The sequence below is a fragment of the Flavobacterium sp. ACN6 genome (assembly GCF_002304005.1).
Lineage (GTDB): Bacteria > Bacteroidota > Bacteroidia > Flavobacteriales > Flavobacteriaceae > Flavobacterium.
This window is the reverse complement of record NZ_MRCQ01000016.1, coordinates 77,701-100,705: the sequence shown is the minus strand read 5'-3', so window position 1 is coordinate 100,705 and position 23,005 is coordinate 77,701. Positions and strand designations below refer to the sequence as shown.

Annotated in this window: 23 protein-coding genes; 20 read left to right on the top strand and 3 right to left on the bottom strand. The window is 34.2% G+C overall.

The window, feature by feature from the left end:
• Nucleotides 1–13: 13 nt before the first annotated feature.
• The 6 genes from BSF42_RS19940 (at nucleotide 14) to BSF42_RS19915 (ending at nucleotide 5,877) form a co-directional block, all read left to right on the top strand.
• Complete coding sequence (locus BSF42_RS19940; RefSeq protein ID WP_095954850.1) at nucleotides 14–565, top strand: K(+)-transporting ATPase subunit C; 552 nt, start codon at nucleotides 14–16, stop codon at nucleotides 563–565.
• A gap of 517 nt (nucleotides 566–1,082) precedes the next feature.
• A complete protein-coding gene (locus BSF42_RS19935) occupies nucleotides 1,083–2,159 on the top strand; it encodes a porin (protein ID WP_095954849.1) in 1,077 nt (358 codons plus the stop codon).
• A gap of 83 nt (nucleotides 2,160–2,242) precedes the next feature.
• Nucleotides 2,243–3,364: a histidine kinase gene (locus tag BSF42_RS19930; protein ID WP_095954848.1), complete on the top strand. Its 1,122-nt coding sequence runs from the start codon at nucleotides 2,243–2,245 to the stop codon at nucleotides 3,362–3,364.
• Between the two features lie 219 nt (nucleotides 3,365–3,583).
• Complete coding sequence (locus tag BSF42_RS19925; protein ID WP_095954870.1) at nucleotides 3,584–5,302, top strand: ATP-binding protein; 1,719 nt, start codon at nucleotides 3,584–3,586, stop codon at nucleotides 5,300–5,302.
• 57 nt (nucleotides 5,303–5,359) lie between these two features.
• The gene (locus BSF42_RS19920) at nucleotides 5,360–5,596 is read left to right on the top strand and encodes a hypothetical protein (protein WP_095954847.1); all 237 of its coding nucleotides are present in this window, start codon (nucleotides 5,360–5,362) and stop codon (nucleotides 5,594–5,596) included.
• Nucleotides 5,578–5,877, top strand: a complete 300-nt coding sequence (locus tag BSF42_RS19915; protein WP_095954846.1) for a type II toxin-antitoxin system RelE/ParE family toxin — start codon at nucleotides 5,578–5,580, stop codon at nucleotides 5,875–5,877. Before BSF42_RS19920 ends, BSF42_RS19915 begins: the two co-directional genes overlap by 19 nt.
• Nucleotides 5,878–5,972: 95 nt before the next feature.
• On the opposite strand, the gene BSF42_RS19910 is transcribed toward BSF42_RS19915, so the two are convergent.
• Nucleotides 5,973–6,746: a LexA family transcriptional regulator gene (locus BSF42_RS19910; RefSeq protein ID WP_095954845.1), complete on the bottom strand. Its 774-nt coding sequence runs from the start codon at nucleotides 6,744–6,746 to the stop codon at nucleotides 5,973–5,975.
• 90 nt (nucleotides 6,747–6,836) lie between these two features.
• On the opposite strand from BSF42_RS19910, the gene dinB reads away from it, so the two are divergent.
• From dinB to BSF42_RS19870, 8 genes are all read left to right on the top strand, one after another.
• Nucleotides 6,837–8,018 (top strand): DNA polymerase IV, encoded by a 1,182-nt coding sequence (gene dinB, locus BSF42_RS19905; RefSeq protein WP_095954844.1) that lies wholly within the window; start codon nucleotides 6,837–6,839, stop codon nucleotides 8,016–8,018.
• Nucleotides 8,019–8,020: 2 nt separating this feature from the next.
• The gene (locus BSF42_RS19900; RefSeq protein ID WP_095954843.1) at nucleotides 8,021–11,080 is read left to right on the top strand and encodes a DNA polymerase III subunit alpha; all 3,060 of its coding nucleotides are present in this window, start codon (nucleotides 8,021–8,023) and stop codon (nucleotides 11,078–11,080) included.
• A 50-nt stretch (nucleotides 11,081–11,130) separates the two neighbouring features.
• The gene (locus BSF42_RS19895) at nucleotides 11,131–12,510 is read left to right on the top strand and encodes an exonuclease domain-containing protein (protein WP_095954869.1); all 1,380 of its coding nucleotides are present in this window, start codon (nucleotides 11,131–11,133) and stop codon (nucleotides 12,508–12,510) included.
• A gap of 70 nt (nucleotides 12,511–12,580) precedes the next feature.
• Nucleotides 12,581–13,357, top strand: a complete 777-nt coding sequence (gene xth, locus BSF42_RS19890) for an exodeoxyribonuclease III (RefSeq protein ID WP_095954842.1) — start codon at nucleotides 12,581–12,583, stop codon at nucleotides 13,355–13,357.
• Nucleotides 13,358–13,365: 8 nt separating this feature from the next.
• Nucleotides 13,366–13,992 carry an alpha-ketoglutarate-dependent dioxygenase AlkB gene (locus tag BSF42_RS19885; RefSeq protein WP_095954868.1) on the top strand — a complete coding sequence of 209 codons (627 nt, stop codon included), beginning with the start codon at nucleotides 13,366–13,368 and terminating at the stop codon, nucleotides 13,990–13,992.
• Between the two features lie 156 nt (nucleotides 13,993–14,148).
• Nucleotides 14,149–14,610 carry a DUF1810 domain-containing protein gene (locus BSF42_RS19880; protein WP_095954841.1) on the top strand — a complete coding sequence of 154 codons (462 nt, stop codon included), beginning with the start codon at nucleotides 14,149–14,151 and terminating at the stop codon, nucleotides 14,608–14,610.
• A gap of 152 nt (nucleotides 14,611–14,762) precedes the next feature.
• Entirely contained in the window at nucleotides 14,763–15,056 is a 294-nt protein-coding gene (locus tag BSF42_RS19875) for an MFS transporter (RefSeq protein ID WP_095954840.1), read from the top strand.
• Nucleotides 15,057–15,400: 344 nt separating this feature from the next.
• A complete protein-coding gene (locus BSF42_RS19870; RefSeq protein WP_095954839.1) occupies nucleotides 15,401–16,144 on the top strand; it encodes a hypothetical protein in 744 nt (247 codons plus the stop codon).
• A gap of 165 nt (nucleotides 16,145–16,309) precedes the next feature.
• Here the strand turns inward: BSF42_RS19870 and BSF42_RS19865 are convergent, their stop codons facing one another.
• Nucleotides 16,310–17,731 (bottom strand): APC family permease, encoded by a 1,422-nt coding sequence (locus tag BSF42_RS19865; protein ID WP_095954838.1) that lies wholly within the window; start codon nucleotides 17,729–17,731, stop codon nucleotides 16,310–16,312.
• 236 nt (nucleotides 17,732–17,967) lie between these two features.
• Between BSF42_RS19865 and BSF42_RS22865 the strand changes: the two genes are divergently transcribed.
• The 6 genes from BSF42_RS22865 (at nucleotide 17,968) to BSF42_RS19840 (ending at nucleotide 21,769) form a co-directional block, all read left to right on the top strand.
• Entirely contained in the window at nucleotides 17,968–18,051 is an 84-nt protein-coding gene (locus tag BSF42_RS22865; protein WP_371616333.1) for a DUF5958 family protein, read from the top strand.
• A gap of 109 nt (nucleotides 18,052–18,160) precedes the next feature.
• Nucleotides 18,161–18,499 carry a hypothetical protein gene (locus BSF42_RS19860; protein WP_095954837.1) on the top strand — a complete coding sequence of 113 codons (339 nt, stop codon included), beginning with the start codon at nucleotides 18,161–18,163 and terminating at the stop codon, nucleotides 18,497–18,499.
• Nucleotides 18,500–18,552: 53 nt separating this feature from the next.
• Nucleotides 18,553–18,897: a hypothetical protein gene (locus tag BSF42_RS19855; RefSeq protein WP_095954836.1), complete on the top strand. Its 345-nt coding sequence runs from the start codon at nucleotides 18,553–18,555 to the stop codon at nucleotides 18,895–18,897.
• 34 nt (nucleotides 18,898–18,931) lie between these two features.
• The gene (locus BSF42_RS19850; protein ID WP_095954835.1) at nucleotides 18,932–19,690 is read left to right on the top strand and encodes a methyltransferase domain-containing protein; all 759 of its coding nucleotides are present in this window, start codon (nucleotides 18,932–18,934) and stop codon (nucleotides 19,688–19,690) included.
• Nucleotides 19,691–19,968: 278 nt separating this feature from the next.
• On the top strand, nucleotides 19,969–21,393 hold the full coding sequence (locus tag BSF42_RS19845; protein WP_095954834.1) for a HAMP domain-containing sensor histidine kinase: 1,425 nt from the start codon (nucleotides 19,969–19,971) through the stop codon (nucleotides 21,391–21,393).
• Entirely contained in the window at nucleotides 21,383–21,769 is a 387-nt protein-coding gene (locus BSF42_RS19840; protein ID WP_095954833.1) for a response regulator, read from the top strand. The genes BSF42_RS19845 and BSF42_RS19840 overlap by 11 nt, the downstream gene beginning before the upstream one ends.
• Before the next feature lie 2 nt (nucleotides 21,770–21,771).
• Here the strand turns inward: BSF42_RS19840 and BSF42_RS19835 are convergent, their stop codons facing one another.
• On the bottom strand, nucleotides 21,772–22,935 hold the full coding sequence (locus BSF42_RS19835) for a peptidoglycan endopeptidase (protein WP_095954832.1): 1,164 nt from the start codon (nucleotides 22,933–22,935) through the stop codon (nucleotides 21,772–21,774).
• Nucleotides 22,936–23,005: the final 70 nt, after the last annotated feature.

Below are 23,005 nucleotides of genomic sequence, written 5' to 3'. Positions count from 1 at the left end.
ATCTCAAAAAACAATGAAAACAATATTTTCACTTTTAAAACTTACCGTACTTACTTTAATTCTGTTTGCGGTTATTTATCCTTTAGCGATTTACGGAATCGCACAAATTGCTCCAAATCAGGGAAAAGGAGAAACTATTTCGGTTAACGGAAAAGTGGTTGGTTACCAAAAAATTGGTCAGAAATTCGATAAGTCGAATTATTTCTGGGGAAGACCTTCGGCTGTGGATTATAATGCTGCAGGAAGTGCCGGAAGCAACAAAGGACCAAGTAATGCAGATTATTTGGTTCTAGTTCAAAAAAGAATTGATACGCTTTTGCTGGTTCATCCGTATTTGAAAAAATGGGAGATTCCGTCAGATATGGTTACGGCTTCGGGAAGTGGTTTAGATCCTAATATTTCTCCTCAAGGCGCTTTGATTCAGGTAAAACGAATTGCTAAAGAAAGAAATTTAGCTGAAGCTAAAGTAAAAGCTTTGGTGGAATCTAAAATTAATACGGCTGTTGTTAGTCCTGAAACGGTTAATGTTTTAGAATTGAATGTGGCTTTAGATGCGCTACGCTAAAGATGCTAAGGTTCTGAGATACTGAGATTCTAAGTTTTTCTCCTGCAAGGTTTTCAAAACTTTGTAGGTATGAAAATCGACATCAACTATAATCATGAATTAACCACAGAGTTTGTCATCCTGAGGAACGAAGGATCACACGAGAAACTCCATCTGCATGATCGCCAATCTTTGTCGAGCTCCTAGTGTGATCCTTCGTTCCTCAGGATGACAAAAAATGGCGAGAATTGGAATCGAAAAACTAAACTTACAATAATACCTAACAGGTTTTGGAAACCTGTTAGGATATGAAAATATTATTATACAAAAACGCCTTTTTACCCCAAATGCCCTAGCCCCGATAGTAGTGAAAATCCTTTTGTGCCGGTCCCGAGGCTTCGGGAGGAACAATAGATTGAAACGGATTGCTTCGCCAATTCGCACTTTCAGGCTCGGGTGCGGGATTAGCTCCTAAAAAATCTACTAATAAATAATTTAATTCAGAGGATGAGATTGCTTCGTTCCTCGCAATGACAAAATGAAAAAAATAATACTTACTGCTTTAATCGCTTTTGGTTTTAGCAACTTACACGCACAAGAAGAAACAAAAAGTCCGTTTACGTTTTCAGGATATGTAGACGCTTATTATAGTTATGATTTCGGGAAACCGGAAGATCATACACGGCCAAACTTTTTTTACAGCTACAATAAAAGCAACGAGGTAAACCTGAATTTGGGTATGGCAAAAGTGAATTATTCGAAAGATAATATTCGTGGAAATTTTGCTTTAATGGCGGGAACTTATGCTGAATATAATATGTCTGCCGAGCAAGGTTTATTGAAAAATGTTTATGAAGCGAATGTTGGTGTGAAGATTTCTTCCAATCATAATTTGTGGATTGATGCGGGAATTATGCCTTCGCATATAGGTTTTGAAAGTGCGATTGGAAAAGACTGCCAGACTTTAACGAGAAGTATTTTAGCCGAGAATTCTCCTTATTATGAAACGGGTGTGAAAATTGGTTACACCTCTGAATCTGGAAAATGGTATTTGGCGGGAATGTATTTAAACGGCTGGCAGCGAATTGAGAAAGTGGAAGGCAATCAAACACCAGCTTTTGGGACTCAGATTACATACAAACCATCGGACAAAGTGGTTTTGAACTGGAGCACTTATGTTGGAAATGAACAGCCGGATATCGACAAAAAATGGCGTTATTTCAATAACTTTCACGGACAATTTAAAGTAACGGAAAAAACAAATATTACAGCTGGTTTTGATGTTGGATCACAACAATCGGCTAAAAACAGTAATAAATATGATACTTGGTTTTCGCCTGTTTTAATCTTGCAATACAAACCGACGGATAAAATTCAGCTTGCAGCACGCGGTGAATATTACAGTGACGAAAAAGGTGTTATTATCGCGACTGAAACGCCAAACGGTTTTAAAACTTACGGATTTTCAGCTAACTTTGATTACTTAGTTACTGATAATGTAATGTTTAGAATTGAAGCCCGAAATCTTTCAAGTAAAGATAAAATCTTCACAAAAGATAATCTTCCAACGGATACAAATACGTTTTTAACAACTTCGCTGGCGATTTCTTTTTAGCTTTAAGCTATAAGCTTTAGGCAATAGGCTTTTTAAAAGTCATACTGCCTAAAGCTTACGGCTTGTAGCTTAAAGCAAAAAATATGGAACAGAAAAATAACGCACAGCACTTTCTCGATTTAATTCAGAAATCGCGAAAAGGGAAGTTTAAAATTTATATTGGAATGAGCGCCGGTGTGGGCAAAACTTTTCGTATGCTTCAGGAAGCGCATTCGTTATTGAAAAACGGAATCGATGTTAAAATTGGCTATATCGAAACGCATATGCGAAAAGAAACGCATGAATTATTGGCGGGTTTGCCTGTGATTCCGCGACGGACAATTTTCTATAAAGGAAAAGAGCTTGAAGAACTCGACGTTCAGGCGATTATAAATCTTCGACCAGAAGTCGTTATTGTTGATGAACTGGCACACACGAACGTTGAAGGAAGCAAAAATGAAAAACGCTGGCAGGATGTTTTAGAAATTTTAGATGCGGGAATTAATGTGATTTCGGCGGTAAATATTCAGCATATTGAGAGTTTAAATTCGGCTGTAAAACGTATTACAAACATTGATGTTCAGGAACGAATTCCAGATAATGTTTTGCGATTGGCAGATGAAGTCGTCAATATCGATTTGACTTCGGAAGATTTAATTGCGCGTTTGAAAGAAGGCAAAATTTATACGGCTGATAAAATTCAGACGGCTTTGACTAACTTTTTTAAATCGGAACAAATTCTGCAATTGCGTGAATTGGCTTTGAAAGAAGTCGCCAGTCAGGTGGTTCGAAAGGTTGAAAATGAAGTTCCGCAACTTCACGCTTTACGACATGAAAAACTTTTGGCATGTATTAGCAGTAACGATAAAACAGCTAAAATTGTAATTAGAAAAGCGGCGCGATTGGCGAGTTACTATAACGGAAGCTGGTATGTTTTGTATGTAGAAACGCCTAAAGAAAGCAGTACTAAAATTGCGTTAGACAAGCAACGTCATTTGATTAATAATTTTAAACTTGCTGTACAATTAGGCGCAGAAGTGATTAAATTGGAAAACAAAAATATTGCCGATGCGATCTTAATTTCTGTTGAAGAAAAACAAATTACAACTGTCTGCATTGGAAAACCTCATTTGAATTTATTTAAAGTAATTTTGTCTACAACAATTTTTAGACGTCTGCTAAACAAACTGTCGTTATCAAATGTTGATCTTGTTATACTTTCGTGAAAATTTTCAAACCATATAAGTTATATAAGTTCATTTTAATTAGGATGTTTGGTTTGCCACGAAGTCACTAAGACACAAAGTTTTTTTGCATTGGGACATAGTCATTAATCTAATCTTTGCTTGCTTTGCGAAACCTTAGCGTCTTTCTGTTAAAAAAAGCAATTCTAATATTTTCTTATATCACTTATATGGTTCAAAAAAAATTAAATGTTTTATAAAATGAGAATTAAAACCAAATTGAATCTGGGTGTTGGATTATTATTTTTGATGATCATTATACTTTCGTTAGTGAGTGGGTATTCTGTTTTTTTAATAAAAGCGGATACCGAAAATATTCTGAAAGCGAATTATAATACGCTGGAATATTCCCGAAATATGATTTTGTCTTTGGATGAAATTAAAGCCAATCCTGATAATAAGATTCAAACTTTTAAAGAATATCTGGAAAAGCAAACTCTAAATGTTACCGAACCCGGCGAAAAGGAAGCAACCGCAAAACTTGAAAATGATTTTTCGCTTTTAGAAAAAAACAGTACCGATGAAACCATAAAAGCGCAAATTAGACAAGATATTTTTGCGATTATGAAGCTGAATCTGGATGCCATAAAACAGAAAAGTGACATTGCAAAACTTACTGCCGAAAATGCTAATTTATGGATTGCCATTGTGGGAAGTTTATGCTTTTTGATTGCTTTTAATTTACTGGTTAATCTGCCGAATAATATTGCCAATCCGATAAAAGAATTGACGATGAGTATTAAGGAAATCGCCAATAAAAACTATTCAGAACGGGTACATTTTACCAATCATAATGAATATGGCGATTTGGCAAAATCGTTTAATACGATGGCGCAGAAACTTCAAGAATATAATGATAGTAATTTGTATAAATTATTCTTCGAAAAGAAACGTTTGGAAACTTTAATCAATAATATGCACGATCCTATCATTGGTTTGGATAATGAAAATATCATTTTGTTTGCTAATAACGAAGCCTTAAAAATTATTGGCCTGAAATTGGAAGATGTTGTTGGCAAATCGGCTTCAAATTTGGCTTTATCGAATGATTTAATTCGTTCTTTAATTTTAAAAGAAGATACAGAAACTCCTAAAAAACAACCGCTTAAAATTTACGCACACGGAAAAGAAAGTTATTTCGAAAAAGAGATTCTGAATATTACGATAATTCCAACGGGAGAAGAAAAAGAAATCAATATTGGCGATGTAATTATTCTGCGAAATATTACGCTTTTTAAAGAACTGGATTTTGCCAAAACTAATTTCATTGCTACGGTTTCGCACGAATTAAAAACGCCAATTGCGTCTATAAAATTAAGTCTTCAATTACTTGAAAACGCCAAAACGGGCGACATGAACGACGATCAGAAACAATTGGTCGAAAGCATCAAAGATGATAGTCAAAGGTTATTAAAAATCACAGGCGAATTATTGAATCTATCTCAATTAGAAACTGGAAATATTCAGCTGAATATCGAAAAAAGCAATCCGCGAGAAATTGTAAATTATGCTGTTGAAGCTGTAAAAGTTCAGGCCGATCAAAAGCAGATTAAATTACTAATTGATACCGATGAAAACCTTCAAGATGTAAAAGCTGACAGTGAAAAAACAGGCTGGGTTTTGATTAATTATTTATCGAATGCGATTCGGTATTCTTCTGAAAAAAGTACGATTATCATCAAACTAAAAAATGAAAACAATCAAATTGTATTTCAGGTGATCGATACTGGAAAAGGAATTGACGCCAGATATAAAGACAAAGTTTTTGATAAATATTTCCAGGTTCCGGGAAGTCAAAAATCTGGAACCGGATTGGGTTTGGCAATTAGCAAAGAATTTATTGAAGCGCAGAATGGAAATGTTGGGGTTGAGAGTAATTTAGGATTGGGGAGTATGTTTTGGTTTTCGTTGAAAGTCTAAATTATTTACATCTTTTTAAAAATAAATCTTTAATTTTGAGTATTAAAAGAATTTGATATGGACATGACAGCGCAAATAAAGGAAAATTTAATCTCTAGAATTAGAGATTCTAAAGACATGAATTTTTTAAAAGCTCTTCAAACTATTTTTGATTCTTCTGAACAATCTCTATATGAATTAAATCTTGAACAGGAATCTTCTATTGAAACGAGCAGAAATCAGATAAAAAATGGCAAGTTTCATAAAAATGAAGACGTAATTTCAGAGATGAGAGAATGGCTAAAAAAGAAATAATCTGGTCGGAACTTGCTAAACTTGAGTTCTCTAATGTTCTTGAATTTTATGTTCTTCGGAATGAAAATTCAGATTATAGTTTAAAAATTCTTGAAGAAGTTGAAGATTTACTGGAAACCCTTTCAAACAATGAATTTATAGGAAGGCTCACTTCAAATAAAATTACCCGAGTTATTCCAATGAAAATCTATTTGATTTTTTATGAAATAAATTATAATCAAATAGAAATTATATCTTTTTGGGACAATCGTCAAAGTGATAAAAAGAGAAAAGTAAAATAATATTACAATTATTATTTCATTTATTTGTCTTATGAAGTCGAAGACCTCATCGTTACAACGTCTTCGACTTCACTTAGACTGATAAATGAGAACTTTTACGTATTCGAAGTATTATTCTTAATCTCCATAACTTCTCTTTTTACTTCCAAAAGCAATTCTTTCATACTTTCAGTTTCAGAAAGCTGTTGCTTTTTGTCAGATCGGCCGATGTTGCATTCGTATTCCCAAATCTCAAGAATATCAGAAGCTTTCACTTCATAATTCGGATAAAAACTATTGTCTGATTCTAAAACTAAGGTGTTTTTTTTATTTTTATTGAGACGTTTGTAAACCATACCTTCATTTTTGGTAATCAGAATATAGGTTTTTCCATCCATTACCTCGCCCAGCCTTTCGACATAACGGCCAATAATGATAGAACCATCTTCATGCGGCGGCATCGAATCTCCTTCTACGGGAAAGCCACGGTGTTTACCTGGTCCTAAAAACGGAAGCGAAACCTGCTGTAAACTTTCGATATATTCTGGATCGGCATAACCGTTGAGGTATCCTGCTTTTGCTTTTTGAGAGACAATTTCGATATAATTCTCCCCAAAACTATCTACTTGTATGGGTAAAATAAGTCGGTTGCCTTCTAATTTGATCAGGTTTTCTATATTGATTTTACGTATATCGACAGATAATAGTAAATCGATACTCATATGAAAATATAAGGCGATTTGCTTTAAAATGTCATACGGCGCTTCGGAGGTTCCATCTTCGTATTTAACGTATCTACCTCGGGTAATCTTTAGGTTTCCAGCTAATTTCTCCTGCGATATTTTATGCTTAACCCTTAATGCTCTGATGTTGTCTGAAAATAAGGACATAATTAATTTGTTATAATTTGGAACAGCAAATATACAAAAAATTGTTATCGTCTGTACTAATTTTGCTTTATACAAAAACAAAAAGGAAAAATGGCAAGGGCAATTGTACATATGGATCTGGATACCTTTTTTGTATCCTGCGAAAGACGCACCAACTCTGAACTCAATGATATTCCGCTTATTATAGGCGGGGGAGATCGTGGTGTTGTCGCATCTTGTTCTTATGAAGCCCGTAAATTTGGAGTCCGTTCTGCTATGCCTATTCGTATGGCATTAAAACTGTGCCCAGACGCAAAAGTTATGAAAGGTGACATGGAATTATATTCTCAGTTATCACATGATGTTACTGAAATTCTTCAGGAAAAAGCACCTGTTTTAGAAAAAGCCAGTATTGATGAATTTTATATGGATATTACTGGGATGGATAAATTTCACGGCAGTTATAAATGGACAAATGAATTGGCTCAAAAAGTGATTCAGGAAACTGGACTTCCTATTAGTTTTTCATTATCTATTAATAAAACGGTTTCTAAAATTGCTACCGGCGAAGGCAAACCAGTTGGAAATCTAGAAATTCCAGAACAAGGTGTACAAGCATTTTTAAATCCGTTATCTATCCAAAAAATACCAATGGTTGGTGCTGTAACTTTTCAGCTTTTATCGCGAATTGGTATTCGTAAAATTCAGACTTTAGCCGAAATGCCTGCCGAAGTTTTACAGCAGATGATTGGTAAAAATGGTATTGACATTTGGAAAAAAGCCAACGGAATCGATCATACTCCTGTTGAGCCGTATACCGAAAGAAAATCAATTTCTACTGAGCATACTTTTTCTCAGGATACGATTGATATTGAAAAACTCAAAAGAGTGCTATTGGGAATGGTCGAGAAACTGGCTTTTCAGCTTCGCTCAGAACAATGGTTAACCTCAACAGTTACAGTTAAAATACGTTACGCCAATTTTGATACTGAAACCAAACAATGCAGAGTAGCATACACTTCTGCAGATCATATTTTAACCAAAAATATAATGGAGCTTTTTGAGAAATTGTATCAGCGCCGTATGCGTCTTCGTTTGATTGGCATTCGCTTTAGCGGACTCGTGCGCGGTACGTATCAAATTGATCTTTTTGAAGATACTCAGGAAATGCTTTCACTTTATGCCGCAATGGATAAAATGAAAAGCCGATATGGTTTTGATGCCGTAATGCGCTGCGCCGGAGCTCATTTTAAACCAAATAATAAAGATGAAATTTTAAAACGCAAAAAATAATCATGTACCTCAATTGTCATTCATACCATTCACTACGCTACGGCACAATTCCACTTAAGGAACTGGTTGACTATGCTGTTTTGAATGACATAAAAGCAATGGCATTGACGGATATTAATACCGTTACCGGAATTTATGATTTTATAAGAGAATGCAAAAAAGTCGAAATCAAACCTCTTATTGGAATGGAATTTAGATGCAATCATCAATTTCGATATATTGGTTTGGCTAAAAATGCGGAAGGTTTAGCTGAAATGAATCGGTTTTTAACAGAACATAATTTTAGCGGCGAAGCTTTGCCTTTGATTGCTCCCGAATTCGAATCGGTTTTTGTGATTTATACTTTAGAAAATGCTCCGAAAACACTTCGTGAAAATGAATTTATCGGTATTCGGACAGATGAAGTTTCAAAGCTTTTTACATCAGAACATAAAAATCAAATTTCTAAAATGGTGGTGCTTCAACCGGTAACTTTTAGAAATAAAAAAGAATTCAACCTGCATAAAATTCTTCGCGCGATTGATACCAATATTATTTTATCAAAATTGACAGAAGCTGATTATTGCAGAACTTCTGAAAAAATGTCGCCTTTAGAATCGCTTTTGCCTTTCTATGAAAAATATCCTGAAATTATTGCCAACACACAGAAAATAATCGATTCCTGTGATTTTCAATATGATTTTTCAATTAAAAGAAATAAAAAATTCTTTACCGGAAGTCGGGAGAGTGATCTCAAAAAACTAACAGAATTGGCCGAAAAAGGTTTTGAATGGCGTTATGGAAAAGAAAACAAAATTGCTCGAAAACGTGTAGAAAAAGAATTAAAAGTTATTGACGAATTAAAATTTAGCGGCTATTTTTTAATCACTTGGGATATTATCCGATACAGCAACAGTCAGGGATTTATGCACATCGGGCGCGGAAGCGGTGCCAACAGCATTATTGCCTATTGCCTCGGAATTACCGACATCTGTCCAATCGAACTCGATTTGTATTTTGAACGTTTTTTAAATTTAAATCGAAAAAGTCCTCCCGATTTTGATATCGATTGGAGCTGGAAAGAACGCAACACCATTTTAGAATATATCTTCGATAAATACGGTCGTGATCATGTTGCTTTTTGTGGCACTAATGTCGAATTCAAACATCGATCTATTTACAGAGAAGTCGGAAAAGTGTTTGGCCTTCCAAAAGAAGAATTGGATATGCTGGCTAAAAATCCGATGGCACTACACGAAACCAATTCTATCGTGAACTTGGTACAGAAATATAGCATGATGATGGGTAAATACCCCAACCAACGCAGTATGCATGCTTGTGGGATTATCATTTCTGAAGATCCCATTACGAATTACACGCCTTTGGAAATGCCTCCAAAAGGATTTCCAATCGTACTTTTTGACATGCATATTGCCGAAGAAATTGGTTTCGATAAATTTGATATTCTGAGTCAGCGTGGGATTGGACATATTGATGACAGTGTAAAACTGATCGAAAAAAACCGTGGAATTAAATTAAATATTCGTGATACTTCTATTTCTAAAAATGAAGCTGTATGTAATATTCATTTGGCACAAGGCAAAACAATTGGCTGTTTTTATATCGAAAGTCCAGCCATGCGCGGTTTATTACGCCGATTGAATTGTGATAATTATAAAGTGTTAGTGGCCGCGTCTTCCATCATTCGTCCTGGAGTTGCTCAATCCGGAATGATGAAAGAATACATTTTCCGCCATAATTATCCGGATCAATTCGAGTATTTTCATGAGGTTTTTAAAGAGCATCTTGGCGAAACTTATGGAATTATGGTCTATCAGGAAGATGTCATTAAAATTGCCCAGCATTACGGAGGCGTTCCGGCTGCTGATGGCGATATTTTGCGTAGAGCCATGTCTGGAAAAGGACGTTCTCTAGAAGCTTTACAAAAAGTAAAAGATAATTTCTTTGCGTCTTGTGCCAGAAAAGGACATCCAGAAGCGCTAAGTCAGGAAATTTACCGTCAGATTGAATCGTTTGCTGGATTTTCATTCTGCAAGGCACACTCGGCTTCTTATGCGGTAGAAAGTTACCAAAGTTTGTATCTCAAAATTAATTATCCTGTTGAATTTATGGTGGCGGTCATCAACAATCAGGGCGGATTTTACCGAACCGAAGTTTATGTACACGAAGCGCGTATGTCTGGCGGGACAATCCTAAATCCGTGTGTGAATAAAAGCGAATATCAAACCACGGTTTATGGAAATGATATTTATTTAGGTTTTATGCATTTGCAGGGTTTAGAATCGAAAACGGCGAATTTGATTGAATCAGATCGGGAGAAAAACGGTCCTTTTCTTTCTTTGGAAGATTTTATCAACCGAATTCCGATCGGGATTGAGAGCATTAAAATTTTAATTTTTATTGATGCTTTTCGTTTTACAGGAAAAACTAAAAATCAGCTTTTGGTTATTGCGAGTTTACTTTTAAACAATTTCAAACCCGAAAATAGAAGTTTAATGCTTTTGCAGGAACCCGTTAAAGAATATAAACTCCCAACTTTAGACCGTTCTGTTTTTGAAGATGCTTTTGACGAAATTGAATTGTTGAGTTTTCCTGTTTCGTGTACTGTTTTTGATTTGCTTCAGATTAAATACCGCGGCGATATTATGGCAAAGGATTTAGTCGCGTATCATAAAAAACAGGTTAAAATGCTGGCGTATTTAATTTCCAGAAAACAAGTTCCGACCAAAAAAGGGAACATGTATTTCGGCACATGGATCGATCACCAAGGTACTTATTTTGATACGGCACATTTTCCTGATTGTCTGGCAGAATATCCTTTTCAGGGCGGAGGCTGTTATTTGCTTTTAGGAAATGTAGAAGTCGATTATCATTTCCCGACAATTACCATTATCAAAATGGCAAAAATGCCTTTTATTCCAGATCCGCGTTATATGGATGCTAAAGATCAATTTAAAACCCAGCATCAAATTAAGGAAGATGTGAGTTCGACGCATCGGGAACCGTATCCGCAGGGACATGAAATCAATTTACCAAGACACCGAATGAAATTTCAAAAATAACCACGATGATTTTACAAGAACAAAAAGAGGTTTTGCGTTATAATAAAGAGATGAAAAATACGGAATATGCAATAGTAGATATCGAAACCACAGGCGGGAATGCCAGTGGCAGCCGCATTACAGAAATTGCCATTGTAATTCATGATGGTAAAAATGTAATAGACCGTTATGAAACGCTTGTAAATCCAGAAAAAGATATACCCTTGTCTATTTTTGGCTTAACGGGTATTAATAACGAAATGGTCGCCAATGCACCTGTTTTTGATGACATTTCAGAGAAAGTTTTGGAAATGCTTACTGATCGTATTTTTGTGGCTCATAATGTAAACTTTGATTATTCTTTTGTGCGCCATCAGCTGGAACAAGCAGGATTTAAGTGGACAGCAAGAAAACTGTGCACCGTTCGCGCAGCACGAAAAATTAAACCAGGATTGACATCTTACAGCTTGGGGAAACTTTGCTATTCGTTAGACATTCCTTTAGAAAATCAACATCGAGCTGGCGGAGACGCAGATGCTACCGCAATATTATTTTCCCGATTACTCGAATGGGACAATGAAGGCGAAATAGCGAAAATGGTCAAAATGACTTCACAAGATCAGCGTTTACCTCCTAACCTGCCTCCTGAAGATTTTAATAATTTACCCGAAAAACCAGGAGTCTATTATTTTTATAATCAGCAGAAAAAAGTGGTTTATGTTGGAAAAGCGATTAACTTAAAAAAACGTGTTGCTTCTCATTTTAGCGGTCATAAAATTAATCCGCAAAGACAGCATTTTTTAAGGGATATTTATGGTATTTCCTTTGAAGTTTGTGCTACCGAATTAATGGCACTTTTACTAGAATGTACCGAAATAAAACAGCTTTGGCCAACTTATAATAGAGCATTAAAACGTTTTGAAGCAAAATTCGGCATTTATCAATATGAAGCAAGAAACGGATATAAATATTTGGCCGTTGGAAAACTAACCAAATTTCAGACTTGCATTCATGAATTTAATAGTTTGTATAATGCTATAGATTTACTGAGAAGTCTGGCTGAACAATTTGAAATTGATCAAAGATTCTGTAAATATTCCAGACCAGAAGAGGGAGAACTTTTTCAGAATAAAGATATAAAGGATCTTCCGGAAGTTTCGCTTCATAACGAACAAGTCGACAATGCTATTGATTTTTTATTAAGTAACCGACCCACTTTTGCAATTATAGACAAAGGAAGAACCAAAGACGAACGCAGCTGTATTTGGATTGAAAACGGTCATTTTTATGGAATGGGACATATCCCGACAGATGTTTCAATTCATGACGCATCAGAAGTAAAAAACTATGTCACGCAGTACAAAAGCAATCAATATATGGTGCAATTGATTTTTGCTTACGCAGAAAAATACCCAGGTAAAGTCTTCTTTAACAAACAGTTACTGAAATAAGAATATAAAAACATATCCAATTAAATGCTTAATAATCAGTAAATTTAATATCCAACTAATTAAATGTACCATGAAAATAGCAACATATAACGTAAACGGAGTCAACGGACGTCTTAATGTATTACTGCAATGGCTTGAAGAAGCTGCTCCAGATATTGTCTGCCTTCAGGAATTAAAAGCACCACAGGATAAATTTCCAATTAAAGCAATTAATGATGCTGGTTATAATGCTATTTGGCACGGGCAAAAACAATGGAATGGTGTTGCTATTCTTGCCCGTAATATGGAAATTGAAGAAGTTACGCGAATTCTTCCTGGTGATAAAGAAGATGTCCAGAGTCGTTATATAGAAGCTTTGATTAACGGAATCGTGATTGCCTGTTTGTATCTTCCAAATGGAAACCCTGCGCCGGGACCAAAATTAGAATATAAACTAAAATGGTTTGATCGTTTAGCCGAACGTGCTGCAACATTGTTAAGTTTAAAAACACCTGTGATTCTTGTGGGAGATTTTAATGTAATGCCAACAGAATTGGATGTTTATAAACCTGAAAAATGGGTAAAAGATGCGCTTTTCCTGCCCGAAGTTCGAAAAGCGTTTGCAGCTATTGTTTCGCAGGGATGGACAGACGCAATTAGAAAATTATATCCTGATGAAAAAATTTACACTTTTTGGGATTATTTTAGAAATGCTTACGAAAGAGATGCAGGATTGAGAATTGATCATTTTTTACTAAGTCCTCAAATAGCAAAAGAACTCCGCTCCGGCGGTGTTGACCGTCATGTGCGAGGCTGGGAAAAAACAAGCGATCATGCGCCTGTATGGATTGAAATTGACAAAATATGAATGGAAAAATGACACTATTTAACGACACCGAATTATTTACAGCAGGTTTGGCAGGAAAAAAAGTATTTGACATCCCTGATTCTGAATTGATTTTGATTGATAACTTTTTTAACAAAGAAGAATCGGATCGCTTTTATGAAAGGATTCTTCGTAAAACCAAATGGAGAGAACATGAAATGGAAATTTATGACAAAACGTACACGGTTCCTCGAATGATTTCTTGGTACGAAGACAAAGATAATCCCGGTGCAGATCCAAACGGTCCTGACTGGACGTATGAATTGCTGACTATTAGAGGACGCGTAGAAAAAGAAACACAACTCGATTTTAACAGTCTTCTTTTAAATTTATATCGAAACGGAAATGACGGCGTGGGCTGGCACAGCGACAAAGAACATAATACAGGACCTAACCCAGTTATTGCTTCGGTAACTTTTGGAGAAACTAGAATGTTCAGGCTTCGTCATAAATACAGCAAGGAAATTCCGCAGGTCGAAATTCCGCTGCATCATGGTTCTTTTTTATTGATGTCTGGAACAACAAATAGTTTTTGGCAGCACCAAGTTCCAAAAACAGCGCGCGATGTTTTACCAAGAATCAATTTAACTTTTAGGCAAACCTTACGAAATCTGTAATCTATTAATAACTAAAAACTAGCCTGTTTTTTAGCTTTAAAACCACGAGGAAAATTCTGTCGAAAAAAGTTAAAATACTGATTGTATGAATGTTTTATTAGGCAGACCCTATCTTTTTTACTATTTTTGCAACCTTTTTTTAAATACAATACCGTAATGGCATATTCAAACAATGATTTAACGCGTTTCTTAGATGCGCAAAATAAACTCTATCTTACCGCTCTTTCTGAAATCAGTAAGGGGAAAAAAGAAACTCACTGGATGTGGTTCATTTTTCCACAAATAAAAGGATTAGGAAAAAGCGATACTGCAATTCTTTACGCCATTAATGATTTAAAAGAAGCTTCTGATTATTTGGAACATCCAATTCTTGGAAAACATTTAATCGAAATTTCAGAACTTTTGCTAACCTTCAAAAGAAAATCAGCAGATGGAATTTTTGGCGATCTAGACGCTCGAAAATTACGTTCGTGCATGACACTATTTTCTTTGGTAGAAAATGCAAATCCAATATTTCAAGAAATTCTGGATTGTTTTTTCTCAGGAGAATGTGACCCTATAACTTTGTCTATTATTAATTCAACTATAAAATCATCTCCAGAGCCTGTTATTGCATAATTTTAGAGCTCGACGATTTTTTACATTTTAAAGACACTACTTAATTGTAGTGTCTTTTTTTTTAGTCAAACGGCAAAAACTTGAACACGCAAAAGCTTTATATTTGTATATCTATTAAAGTTCTATCTTGCATTACCCTAAAAATCAATATTATGAACGAAAAAATCAAAACTTTACAAATTATTCATCTTGCTATTTGTGCCGGAACTATTCTTGCCTATTATTTTTTAGGAGAGCTTTCTCTTGAAAAATTAAGTATGCCCAATATAGATTCTGCCTCATTAGTTTATGTTTTTATACCCGTTTTAGCTTTTGTTTTTAGTAGTTTTTTATTTAGATCCCAATTAAAACAAATCGATCCAAAATTAAAAGTCGAAGAAAAACTGCCATTTTATCAAGCTGCATCTATAATGAGATGGGCTGTTTTAAAGGTGCAGCGTTTTTAATATTACTTTTAAAACCAGATTTTATCTTATTTGGAATATTAGTCATCATCTATCTTATCTTCTTAAGACCTACAGAAGAAAGAATTAATAATGATTTAAACGGACTATAAACCTAACCGAAAAGTCTATTCTCTATTCTCTATTCTCTATTCTCTATTCTCTATTCTCTATTCTCTATTCTCCAAAAAAGTCGATAACGAAATTTCACTAAATACAGCTCCATTCACGATATATAACAGTCGAAATAAAACTTAAAACACTCTTAATGCCTTGTTTTTAGTACATTTTTTAAGTGGCATGTGTATTGGTTTCTAATAACCGATTAACATTAAACCACATGAATTATGAAAAAATCAATTTTTATTTTATGCTTTATCTTTTTTAATTATGCCGTTTCAAAAGCTTGCGACAAATGCGGCAATTACGATAATAGTGACTTCAAAATAAAATCGGCCTCGATAACCCACAAGGCCGATTTAGGAATTACGGTTTGGGATATTAAAGTAGAAGGAACAGCTGGAAAAACAATGCCTAAACCAGTTGGTCAATTAAATGGAGCTCCCGTTCTCGCGTATGTTTTTCCAACCACATTAAAATCATCTGATATTGGTTTCGGTCAAGCCGAAGGAATTGTCGCTCTGGCACTAACCTCACACCCTGATTTTGAAGATACACCGCTTTGGGACGAAAATCTAGACGGAAATTATCTTAACGATGGTTTGATCTGGCATGCCCATTGGGTTTTATTGGTTGAAGATAAACGCGTCGCCGGCGGACTTTCGGTTAGGGAGTTTAAAAAAGGAGATCCAAATGTTGTTTTACCGCCAACAAATCCCGGAATGGCAATGTATATGGACAGCCCAGGTTTTAATATTGCTGCTAAAGGAAATTCTATAAAAGTAATTGTTCCCGATTTTAGAATCAACAACAAAACCAGCTTCAAGTTTGATGCCGTAAGCTGTTATATGGAAGTCAGCACTGGAGCTGGCGGGTCACATGAAAGCGAAGGAACAAAACCAATGTTAGGCGTTTATAAAGTTTATACCGTTGCGAGCGGTAATCTTTCGCTTCCTTACTCTGTCAAATAATCAAAAAAGCTGACTTATTTATCACTTAGTCGAGATGCTGCAAATTGGAGCAGTTTACTTAAAACATTTATTGTTCAATTTTGGTTTTAAATTTGTTGCACAAAAAAGCGCCTTGTAAATTACAAGGCGCTTTAGTTTCTATAAAGAAAGATTCTGATCTTGAAACTAACTTATTTTATCTTCTTTTGGTTTTGTTAAATAATAAACTGGAATTCCTGTCAGCATAATTAAAACTCCCCATCCGCAGGTTGAGAATTTTGTAAGCAATAAAGAAACGCAAATTGCTGCTGCAATAATAATATACAGCATTGGTAAAAATGGATACCCAAAAGCTTTATAAGGTCTTTCTACATCAGGCATTTTTTTACGTAAAATAAAAATTCCATAGATTGTAAGAATGTAGAAAATCAAAACTATAATAATTACAAAGTCCAATAAATCGCCATACTTTCCAGTCAGACATAAAGCAGAAGCCCACACACATTGTGCCCAAAGCGCCCATGCAGGAACGCTTGAACTATTTAAAACAGCCGCTTTTTTAAAGAACAAACCATCGTTTGCCATTGTATAATAAACCCTTGCCCCCGCCATAATTAATCCGTTGTTGCAGGCAAAAGTCGAAATCATAATCATAATTGCAATAATCAATGTTCCAATATTTCCGAAAATATATTGCGATGCTACAACCGCTACACGATCAGATTTTGCTGTTGCAATTTCGTCTAACGGAATTACCGCTAAGTACATAATATTCGTTAAAACATAAATAATAGTTACAATAAATGTTCCTAGAAACAAGCTGAAACCAACATTTCGTTTTGGATTTTTAATTTCCCCAGCAATAAAAGTAACACCATTCCAAGCATCACTTGAAAACAAAGATCCAACCATCGCCGCTGAAATTCCCGTAATCAAAGCCGTTCCGCCAATTGGAAGCCATGAACCGCTTTCTTTATCAAATACGCGAGTATTCCATCCGTCTGCCCAGTTTGCATCCCAAACTGAAGCTTTTGCTCCAAGAGTAAATCCAAAAACGATTAATCCCAGCAATGATAAAATTTTGATAATGGTAAGAACGGTTTGCAGAATTTTACCGTTTTTTACGCCGCGACTATTTATATAAGTCAATAATACAATTGTAAAAATAGAAACAAGCTGTGCAGCATTAAGTTTAAAAGCCCCTAATTCGTAAAGAATATTTTCATCACTGAAAGGCTCATATAAATAAGCTGCGAATTTAGAAAAAGCCACTCCAACCGCAGCAATTGTTCCTGTCTGAATTACAGCAAAAAAACTCCAGCCGTACAAAAAGGCGATTAATTTGTTATAAGCTTCTTTCAAATAAACATATTGTCCACCTGCTTTAGGAAACATTGCGCTTAATTCGCCATAACTTACGGCGGCAATAATGGTAATTAATCCAGAGATAAGCCAAATTAATGTCAGCCATCCCGCAGATCCTACTTGTCTGGCGATATCGGCACTAACAATAAATATCCCAGATCCTATCATAGAACCAACTACAAGCATAGTTCCGTCTAATAATCCGAGTTCTCTTTTAAAATGTTCTTGGTCGTTTTCTTGCATTTCTATTGGTTTATGGTTGGTTAAAGATATACTTTTTTCTGAAATTTTAAATTTTAGAGCACTGATTTTAGATTATTTAAAAATATTTTGGGCGTGTCCCTCCGGGTCGGGCTTTCGGCTATATCTTTTGTTCCGTTTCTCTTCACAAAAGGATACCGCCTCTATCCCTCACGCGAATCGGTTTCATAAGATCTTTCTCTTCTAAAATAAAATTACTGCTACAATAATTATAATAGATATTATATTTTATTCATGAATCCAAAAGAAGAAATACAGAGTGCAAAAATGGGTGCGGTCATTTTTGGCACAACCTTCATTAGATTTTTTAAAATAAAAAACCTCCCTTTACGTCTTCCCGTAAACATAAACAGTTTCAAGTACTTATATTTGATTCACTAATCAAAATAAACCAAATCTAAAAACTAATTTATGGAAACAACCAATCCAAATTCGCTTGAAATTTCAAGTCAGTTTTACAATTATGCGGCAGACCTAATGGTGAATCAGGAAAAATCTGCTTATGAAGCCAAGAATGCTTTAATCTTACAAGGACTTACTCCAGAAAATGCAGCTTCTGTTGTGGAGAATGTCGAAGATCAAATACAAGAAGCAAATAATAGCAAAGCTAGAAAAGATATGATCTACGGAGCTTTATGGTTTGCAGGCGGCACTATTTTAACCCTTTCCAATATTGGCTTTATTTTTTGGGGAGCAATATTATTCGGTGGCATTCAATTTTTTAAAGGATTGATAAATTTAAATTCTTAAATTCACCTAAGTATTTTCACACAAATTAATCTTTACTTTTTAAATTTCGAAAAATGAAAAAAAACACTTTTTTACTTTTATTCTTTTTTGCTTCTCTAAGCACATTCGCTCAAGACATTGTTGGTGATTGGAAAGGAGTTCTTAAAGTTCCAAATATGGAGCTTAATGTTGTGTTACATGTTGTAAAAACCGATAATGGCTTCAGCGCTACCATGGACAGCCCAGATCAACAAGCATTTGGCATTCCCGCTACCTCAACAACTTTTGAAAATTCAACTCTAAAAATTGCGGTAGAAAGCTTAACGATCGAATATGAAGGCGTTCTGGATAAGAACCAAGTTATTACTGGAACTTATAAACAAATGGGACAATCTGTTCCTTTAATTTTAAAACGTTAGCATTTTTTACTAACTTTAAAATAAAACTACATATATGACTTGGGATCCCAAAAAATACAACGAGTTTAAAGAAGAACGTTCTAAACCTTTTGAAGATCTTACAAGTCATATTGTTGACCAGCCAAATCTAAAAGTCCTTGATTTAGGGTGCGGTACAGGTGAACTCACAAAGAAACTGTCCGAAAAGCTTAACAATCCAACTGTTCTCGGCATCGATAACTCTGCAGAAATGCTGCCCAAAGCTCCGTTGGGAGAAAATCTTAAGTTCGAAGAAAGAACAATTTTAGACCAGCTTAATACTGATAAGAAATGGGATTTAATTTTTTCTAATGCCGCATTACAATGGATTGATGATCACAATGAACTTTTTCCAAAAATAATTTCTTGTATAAATCCAGGTGGTCAGTTGGCTGTTCAAATGCCGCAGCAAAATGAAAATATTCTCAATAAAATACTTTTAAATTTAGTTCAGGAAGAACCTTTTTCGTCTTACTTAAAGAATTGGACACGCCCTTCTCCAGTACTAACTTTGGACGAATACGCAAAAATCCTTTTTGAAAACGGCGGTAAAAATCTAAATATTTATGAAAAAGTTTATCCTTTAATTTCAAATAGTAAAAATGACTTTTTTGATTTTATTTCGGGTTCCGCATTAACCGTTTATCAAGAACGTTTAAAAGAAAATGAATTTGAAGAATTATCAAATGAATTAAAAAAAAGAATTAATGCTTATTTTCCCGTTGTTCCCTCTATTTATGCCTTTAGAAGATTGATCTTATATGCCAAATTTTAGTAATATCTGCGGATCTTTCAATTAAACAAAAATCCAATTTCCTCTATAAAAACAGAAAAAATTAGTAATTATTTTTTCATTCACTCCTCTTTTTTGCAAATATTATAAGATAAATTTTACTACATTTGAAATAACCATTCCAAATTTATTTTCAAATAGCAAATAAAATTAACAATTGTTTAATTCAAAACAATAGATAACCTTTCCCCATAAGGTTATTTTAAGTTAGAAGCAAAAAACCAAAAGACGCTTTATAATTAACCTGCTAATATAAAACTATGTCAAAGCTACGAGCGTTAAAGAACTTTCGCTTCCCCAATGTTTTCATTCTTATTTTAATAGTTTTTATCTCTTGTGCACTTCTTATCTGCATTAATTTTTTTACCATTAAAATTTTATCTGCAAACAGAGCTTACGTTAATGGAGAATCTCATTACTCCAAAGGACAGAAAGATGCATCAAGACATCTGCTAACTTACCTTTACACTAAAAATCCAAATCAATGGAAATTATATTTAGAAGAATTAAAAGTTCCGCAGGGTGATGGTATTGCACGAATTACACTTTTAAAAGCCGGAGACAACAAAATCGCGCGAAATGGTTTTTTAATTGGACGAAATCATGAAGATGATTTGGATGATCTCATTTGGTTATTTGACAATTTCAAACATGTCTCTTTTTTATCAAAAGCAATTGACGAATGGGGAAAAGCCGACAAACTTGTTTTTAGATTATTTATTATAGGCCAGCAGATTAATGCTAAAATCGAAAGAAATCTTTTAACGCTAGAACAAGAACAGCAATACTTAGAAGAAATTAGCACCATAAGCGATCAATTGACTATTAATCAACGGAATTTTTCGAATGTTTTGGGAGAAGGAACCCGAAAAATAAAAGACTTATTAATTATTACTAATGTTTTTTTCATCTTAGTAATAATCTGCAGCGTTTGTCTTTACTATTCAATAATGGTCAAAAGACTTCTTATTTCAAAAAAAGAAATTGAAGTAAAAAATGAAAATTTAATTATTGTAAATCGTGAATTAGATCGATTTGTTTACAGCGCTTCACACGATTTAAGATCTCCAATAACCTCACTAAAAGGTCTTATTGAAATTACAGCTTTAGAAGATGATGTAAATCAAGTGCGGAATTATCTGGAAATGATGCAGCAAAGCTTGGCCAGACAAGACCAATTTATAAGTGACATTATTGATTATTCTAAAAACAAAAGAAAAGAAGTAATCATGGAACCTGTAAGTTTAAAGGAGTTATTCAACGAAGCTATTTTACAATTGATGCATATTGAAAACGCCAGCAGAATAAAATTCACACAGGAACTTCTTGTAGATCAAATCGAAAGTGATGGTCTTCGTCTAAAAATCATTATTAACAATCTTTTATCCAATGCCATCAAATATGCTGATTGCAGTAAACAAGAAATGTTTATTACCATTAAAACTTATTTTAGTGACGGTGTAAATAAAATTGAAGTGGCAGATAATGGAATCGGGATTCATGACGACCACAAAGAAAATATTTTTGAAATGTACTTTGGAACAAACAAAAATAAAGGATCAGGATTAGGACTTTATATTGTAAAAGAAGCTGTTGAAAACATTAAAGGAGACATTTCTGTTATTTCAGAAAACAATATCGGAAGTAAATTTATAGTAACCATACCAAATTCTCATGGATTTTAAACCTCAATTCATAATTATAGATGACAATTTAATTGACCAATTTGTAACTAAAAAATTGCTCAAAAAAGGATTAGATGTCAATCCGCTGTTTATAGCAAATAATGGAAAGGAAGGAATAGAGTGGCTTTTAAAAAATTCAGATAATAATGAATCACTTATTATACTTTTAGACATTCAAATGCCTATAATGAACGGATTTGAGTTTTTAGATGAATTTGCACGACTTGAAGAAGACGTTAAAGAAAAGATTGAAATCTTTGTAATTTCTTCTACTTTGGATACAGAGGAAATTAAAAAGGCAAAAGAAAACAAATATGTTTCTGATTTTTGGAACAAACCGTTCCGATTGGATTTATTAAAAAGCGCTTTTCGTTAGTACTATTCTAAAACTCGATTTACTTGAGAAAATGCTCTTGTGTAATATGGTTCTTTTGTAGAAGAAATCATTACACCTCCGTGAGTTGATGAATGTACAAATTTAATTTCTCCGTCGGCTACTTCAACTATCATTCCAACATGATTGATATGACGTCTTCCATTTGTTCTAAAGAAAATCAAATCTCCTTTTTGAGCTTCGTCACTTGTGATTTTTGTACCATAGCGTGATTGCTCTATAGAACTTCTTGGTAATTTAATATCGAAATTATTAAAGGTACAAATCATTAAACCTGAACAATCGAAACCGGCTTTTGTTGTACCGCCCGATCGATAGCGCACTCCAATATTTTCAGTTGCATTTGCGATAATCTGGTCTATTAATTCAGAATGACTTCCTGATGATAATCTAACAAAAGTAGAATCTCTTTTGATTTCTGGAGCAGTTTCTGCTATTTGAGTTGAAGAAGAAATTGAAGCTATATTAGATTCCTGCAAAGCTTTCGCAGCTTGAATTGAATCGGCTTTTTCCTTTGGAACACTAATTTTTAGTAGATAACCTACCGGCACTTTTCCCTTAATTGATGGATTCTGACGCTCTAATTCTGCAACAGTTATTCCATATTCTTTAGAAATACCGTATTTCGTTTCTTTAGATTTTACTTCTCTGTACAATTCAACATTAGTAGAAACAATTTCTGGAGTACTTTCAATAGTTTTTTCATTTAAAGAAGCAACAGTAGAAGAATTTGAAGGAATGACAATCTGCTGTCCTATTTTAAGTCCTTCTGACTCTAAAAGCGGATTTGCTTTCTTTAAGTCATCAACAGAGACATTGTATTTTTTTGAAATTCCCCAAAGTGTTTCTTTTGCAGCCACTTCGTGTGAATTTGGACTAGTATTTAGAACTACTTCAGATTTAGACTCTGTTTTAGTTTTAACTTTAGCAATATTTTTATTTTTATTCGGAATTAAAAGAACCGAATTTAGTTTTAAGATTTTAGAAGTGTTCGGATTTGCATCAGAAATGTCTTTTACTTTCACTCCATATTTTTTAGCAATAACGGAAAGATTTTCTCCTTGTGAAATTTTGTGCTTAACAAAATTATCTTGTGCAAATGCTCCAACACTGAAAAAAAACAACCCTATTATTAATCTAAAAACCATAATCACTATTTAAGTTAGTACTCTTTTTTTTTAAGTTTAGTTATAGAATTAAACTCAAAAATTACAAATA

What these genes read in the sequence shown, in the direction of transcription:
- BSF42_RS19940 (WP_095954850.1), top strand. Translation starts at nt 14, where the DNA reads ATGAAAACAATATTTTCACTTTTAAAACTTACCGTACTTACTTTAATT.
- BSF42_RS19935 (WP_095954849.1), top strand. Translation starts at nt 1,083, where the DNA reads ATGAAAAAAATAATACTTACTGCTTTAATCGCTTTTGGTTTTAGCAAC.
- BSF42_RS19930 (WP_095954848.1), top strand. Translation starts at nt 2,243, where the DNA reads ATGGAACAGAAAAATAACGCACAGCACTTTCTCGATTTAATTCAGAAA.
- BSF42_RS19925 (WP_095954870.1), top strand. Translation starts at nt 3,584, where the DNA reads ATGAGAATTAAAACCAAATTGAATCTGGGTGTTGGATTATTATTTTTG.
- BSF42_RS19920 (WP_095954847.1), top strand. Translation starts at nt 5,360, where the DNA reads ATGGACATGACAGCGCAAATAAAGGAAAATTTAATCTCTAGAATTAGA.
- BSF42_RS19915 (WP_095954846.1), top strand. Translation starts at nt 5,578, where the DNA reads ATGGCTAAAAAAGAAATAATCTGGTCGGAACTTGCTAAACTTGAGTTC.
- BSF42_RS19910 (WP_095954845.1), bottom strand. Translation starts at nt 6,746, where the DNA reads ATGTCCTTATTTTCAGACAACATCAGAGCATTAAGGGTTAAGCATAAA.
- dinB (WP_095954844.1), top strand. Translation starts at nt 6,837, where the DNA reads ATGGCAAGGGCAATTGTACATATGGATCTGGATACCTTTTTTGTATCC.
- BSF42_RS19900 (WP_095954843.1), top strand. Translation starts at nt 8,021, where the DNA reads ATGTACCTCAATTGTCATTCATACCATTCACTACGCTACGGCACAATT.
- BSF42_RS19895 (WP_095954869.1), top strand. Translation starts at nt 11,131, where the DNA reads ATGAAAAATACGGAATATGCAATAGTAGATATCGAAACCACAGGCGGG.
- xth (WP_095954842.1), top strand. Translation starts at nt 12,581, where the DNA reads ATGAAAATAGCAACATATAACGTAAACGGAGTCAACGGACGTCTTAAT.
- BSF42_RS19885 (WP_095954868.1), top strand. Translation starts at nt 13,366, where the DNA reads ATGACACTATTTAACGACACCGAATTATTTACAGCAGGTTTGGCAGGA.
- BSF42_RS19880 (WP_095954841.1), top strand. Translation starts at nt 14,149, where the DNA reads ATGGCATATTCAAACAATGATTTAACGCGTTTCTTAGATGCGCAAAAT.
- BSF42_RS19875 (WP_095954840.1), top strand. Translation starts at nt 14,763, where the DNA reads ATGAACGAAAAAATCAAAACTTTACAAATTATTCATCTTGCTATTTGT.
- BSF42_RS19870 (WP_095954839.1), top strand. Translation starts at nt 15,401, where the DNA reads ATGAAAAAATCAATTTTTATTTTATGCTTTATCTTTTTTAATTATGCC.
- BSF42_RS19865 (WP_095954838.1), bottom strand. Translation starts at nt 17,731, where the DNA reads ATGCAAGAAAACGACCAAGAACATTTTAAAAGAGAACTCGGATTATTA.
- BSF42_RS19860 (WP_095954837.1), top strand. Translation starts at nt 18,161, where the DNA reads ATGGAAACAACCAATCCAAATTCGCTTGAAATTTCAAGTCAGTTTTAC.
- BSF42_RS19855 (WP_095954836.1), top strand. Translation starts at nt 18,553, where the DNA reads ATGAAAAAAAACACTTTTTTACTTTTATTCTTTTTTGCTTCTCTAAGC.
- BSF42_RS19850 (WP_095954835.1), top strand. Translation starts at nt 18,932, where the DNA reads ATGACTTGGGATCCCAAAAAATACAACGAGTTTAAAGAAGAACGTTCT.
- BSF42_RS19845 (WP_095954834.1), top strand. Translation starts at nt 19,969, where the DNA reads ATGTCAAAGCTACGAGCGTTAAAGAACTTTCGCTTCCCCAATGTTTTC.
- BSF42_RS19840 (WP_095954833.1), top strand. Translation starts at nt 21,383, where the DNA reads ATGGATTTTAAACCTCAATTCATAATTATAGATGACAATTTAATTGAC.
- BSF42_RS19835 (WP_095954832.1), bottom strand. Translation starts at nt 22,935, where the DNA reads ATGGTTTTTAGATTAATAATAGGGTTGTTTTTTTTCAGTGTTGGAGCA.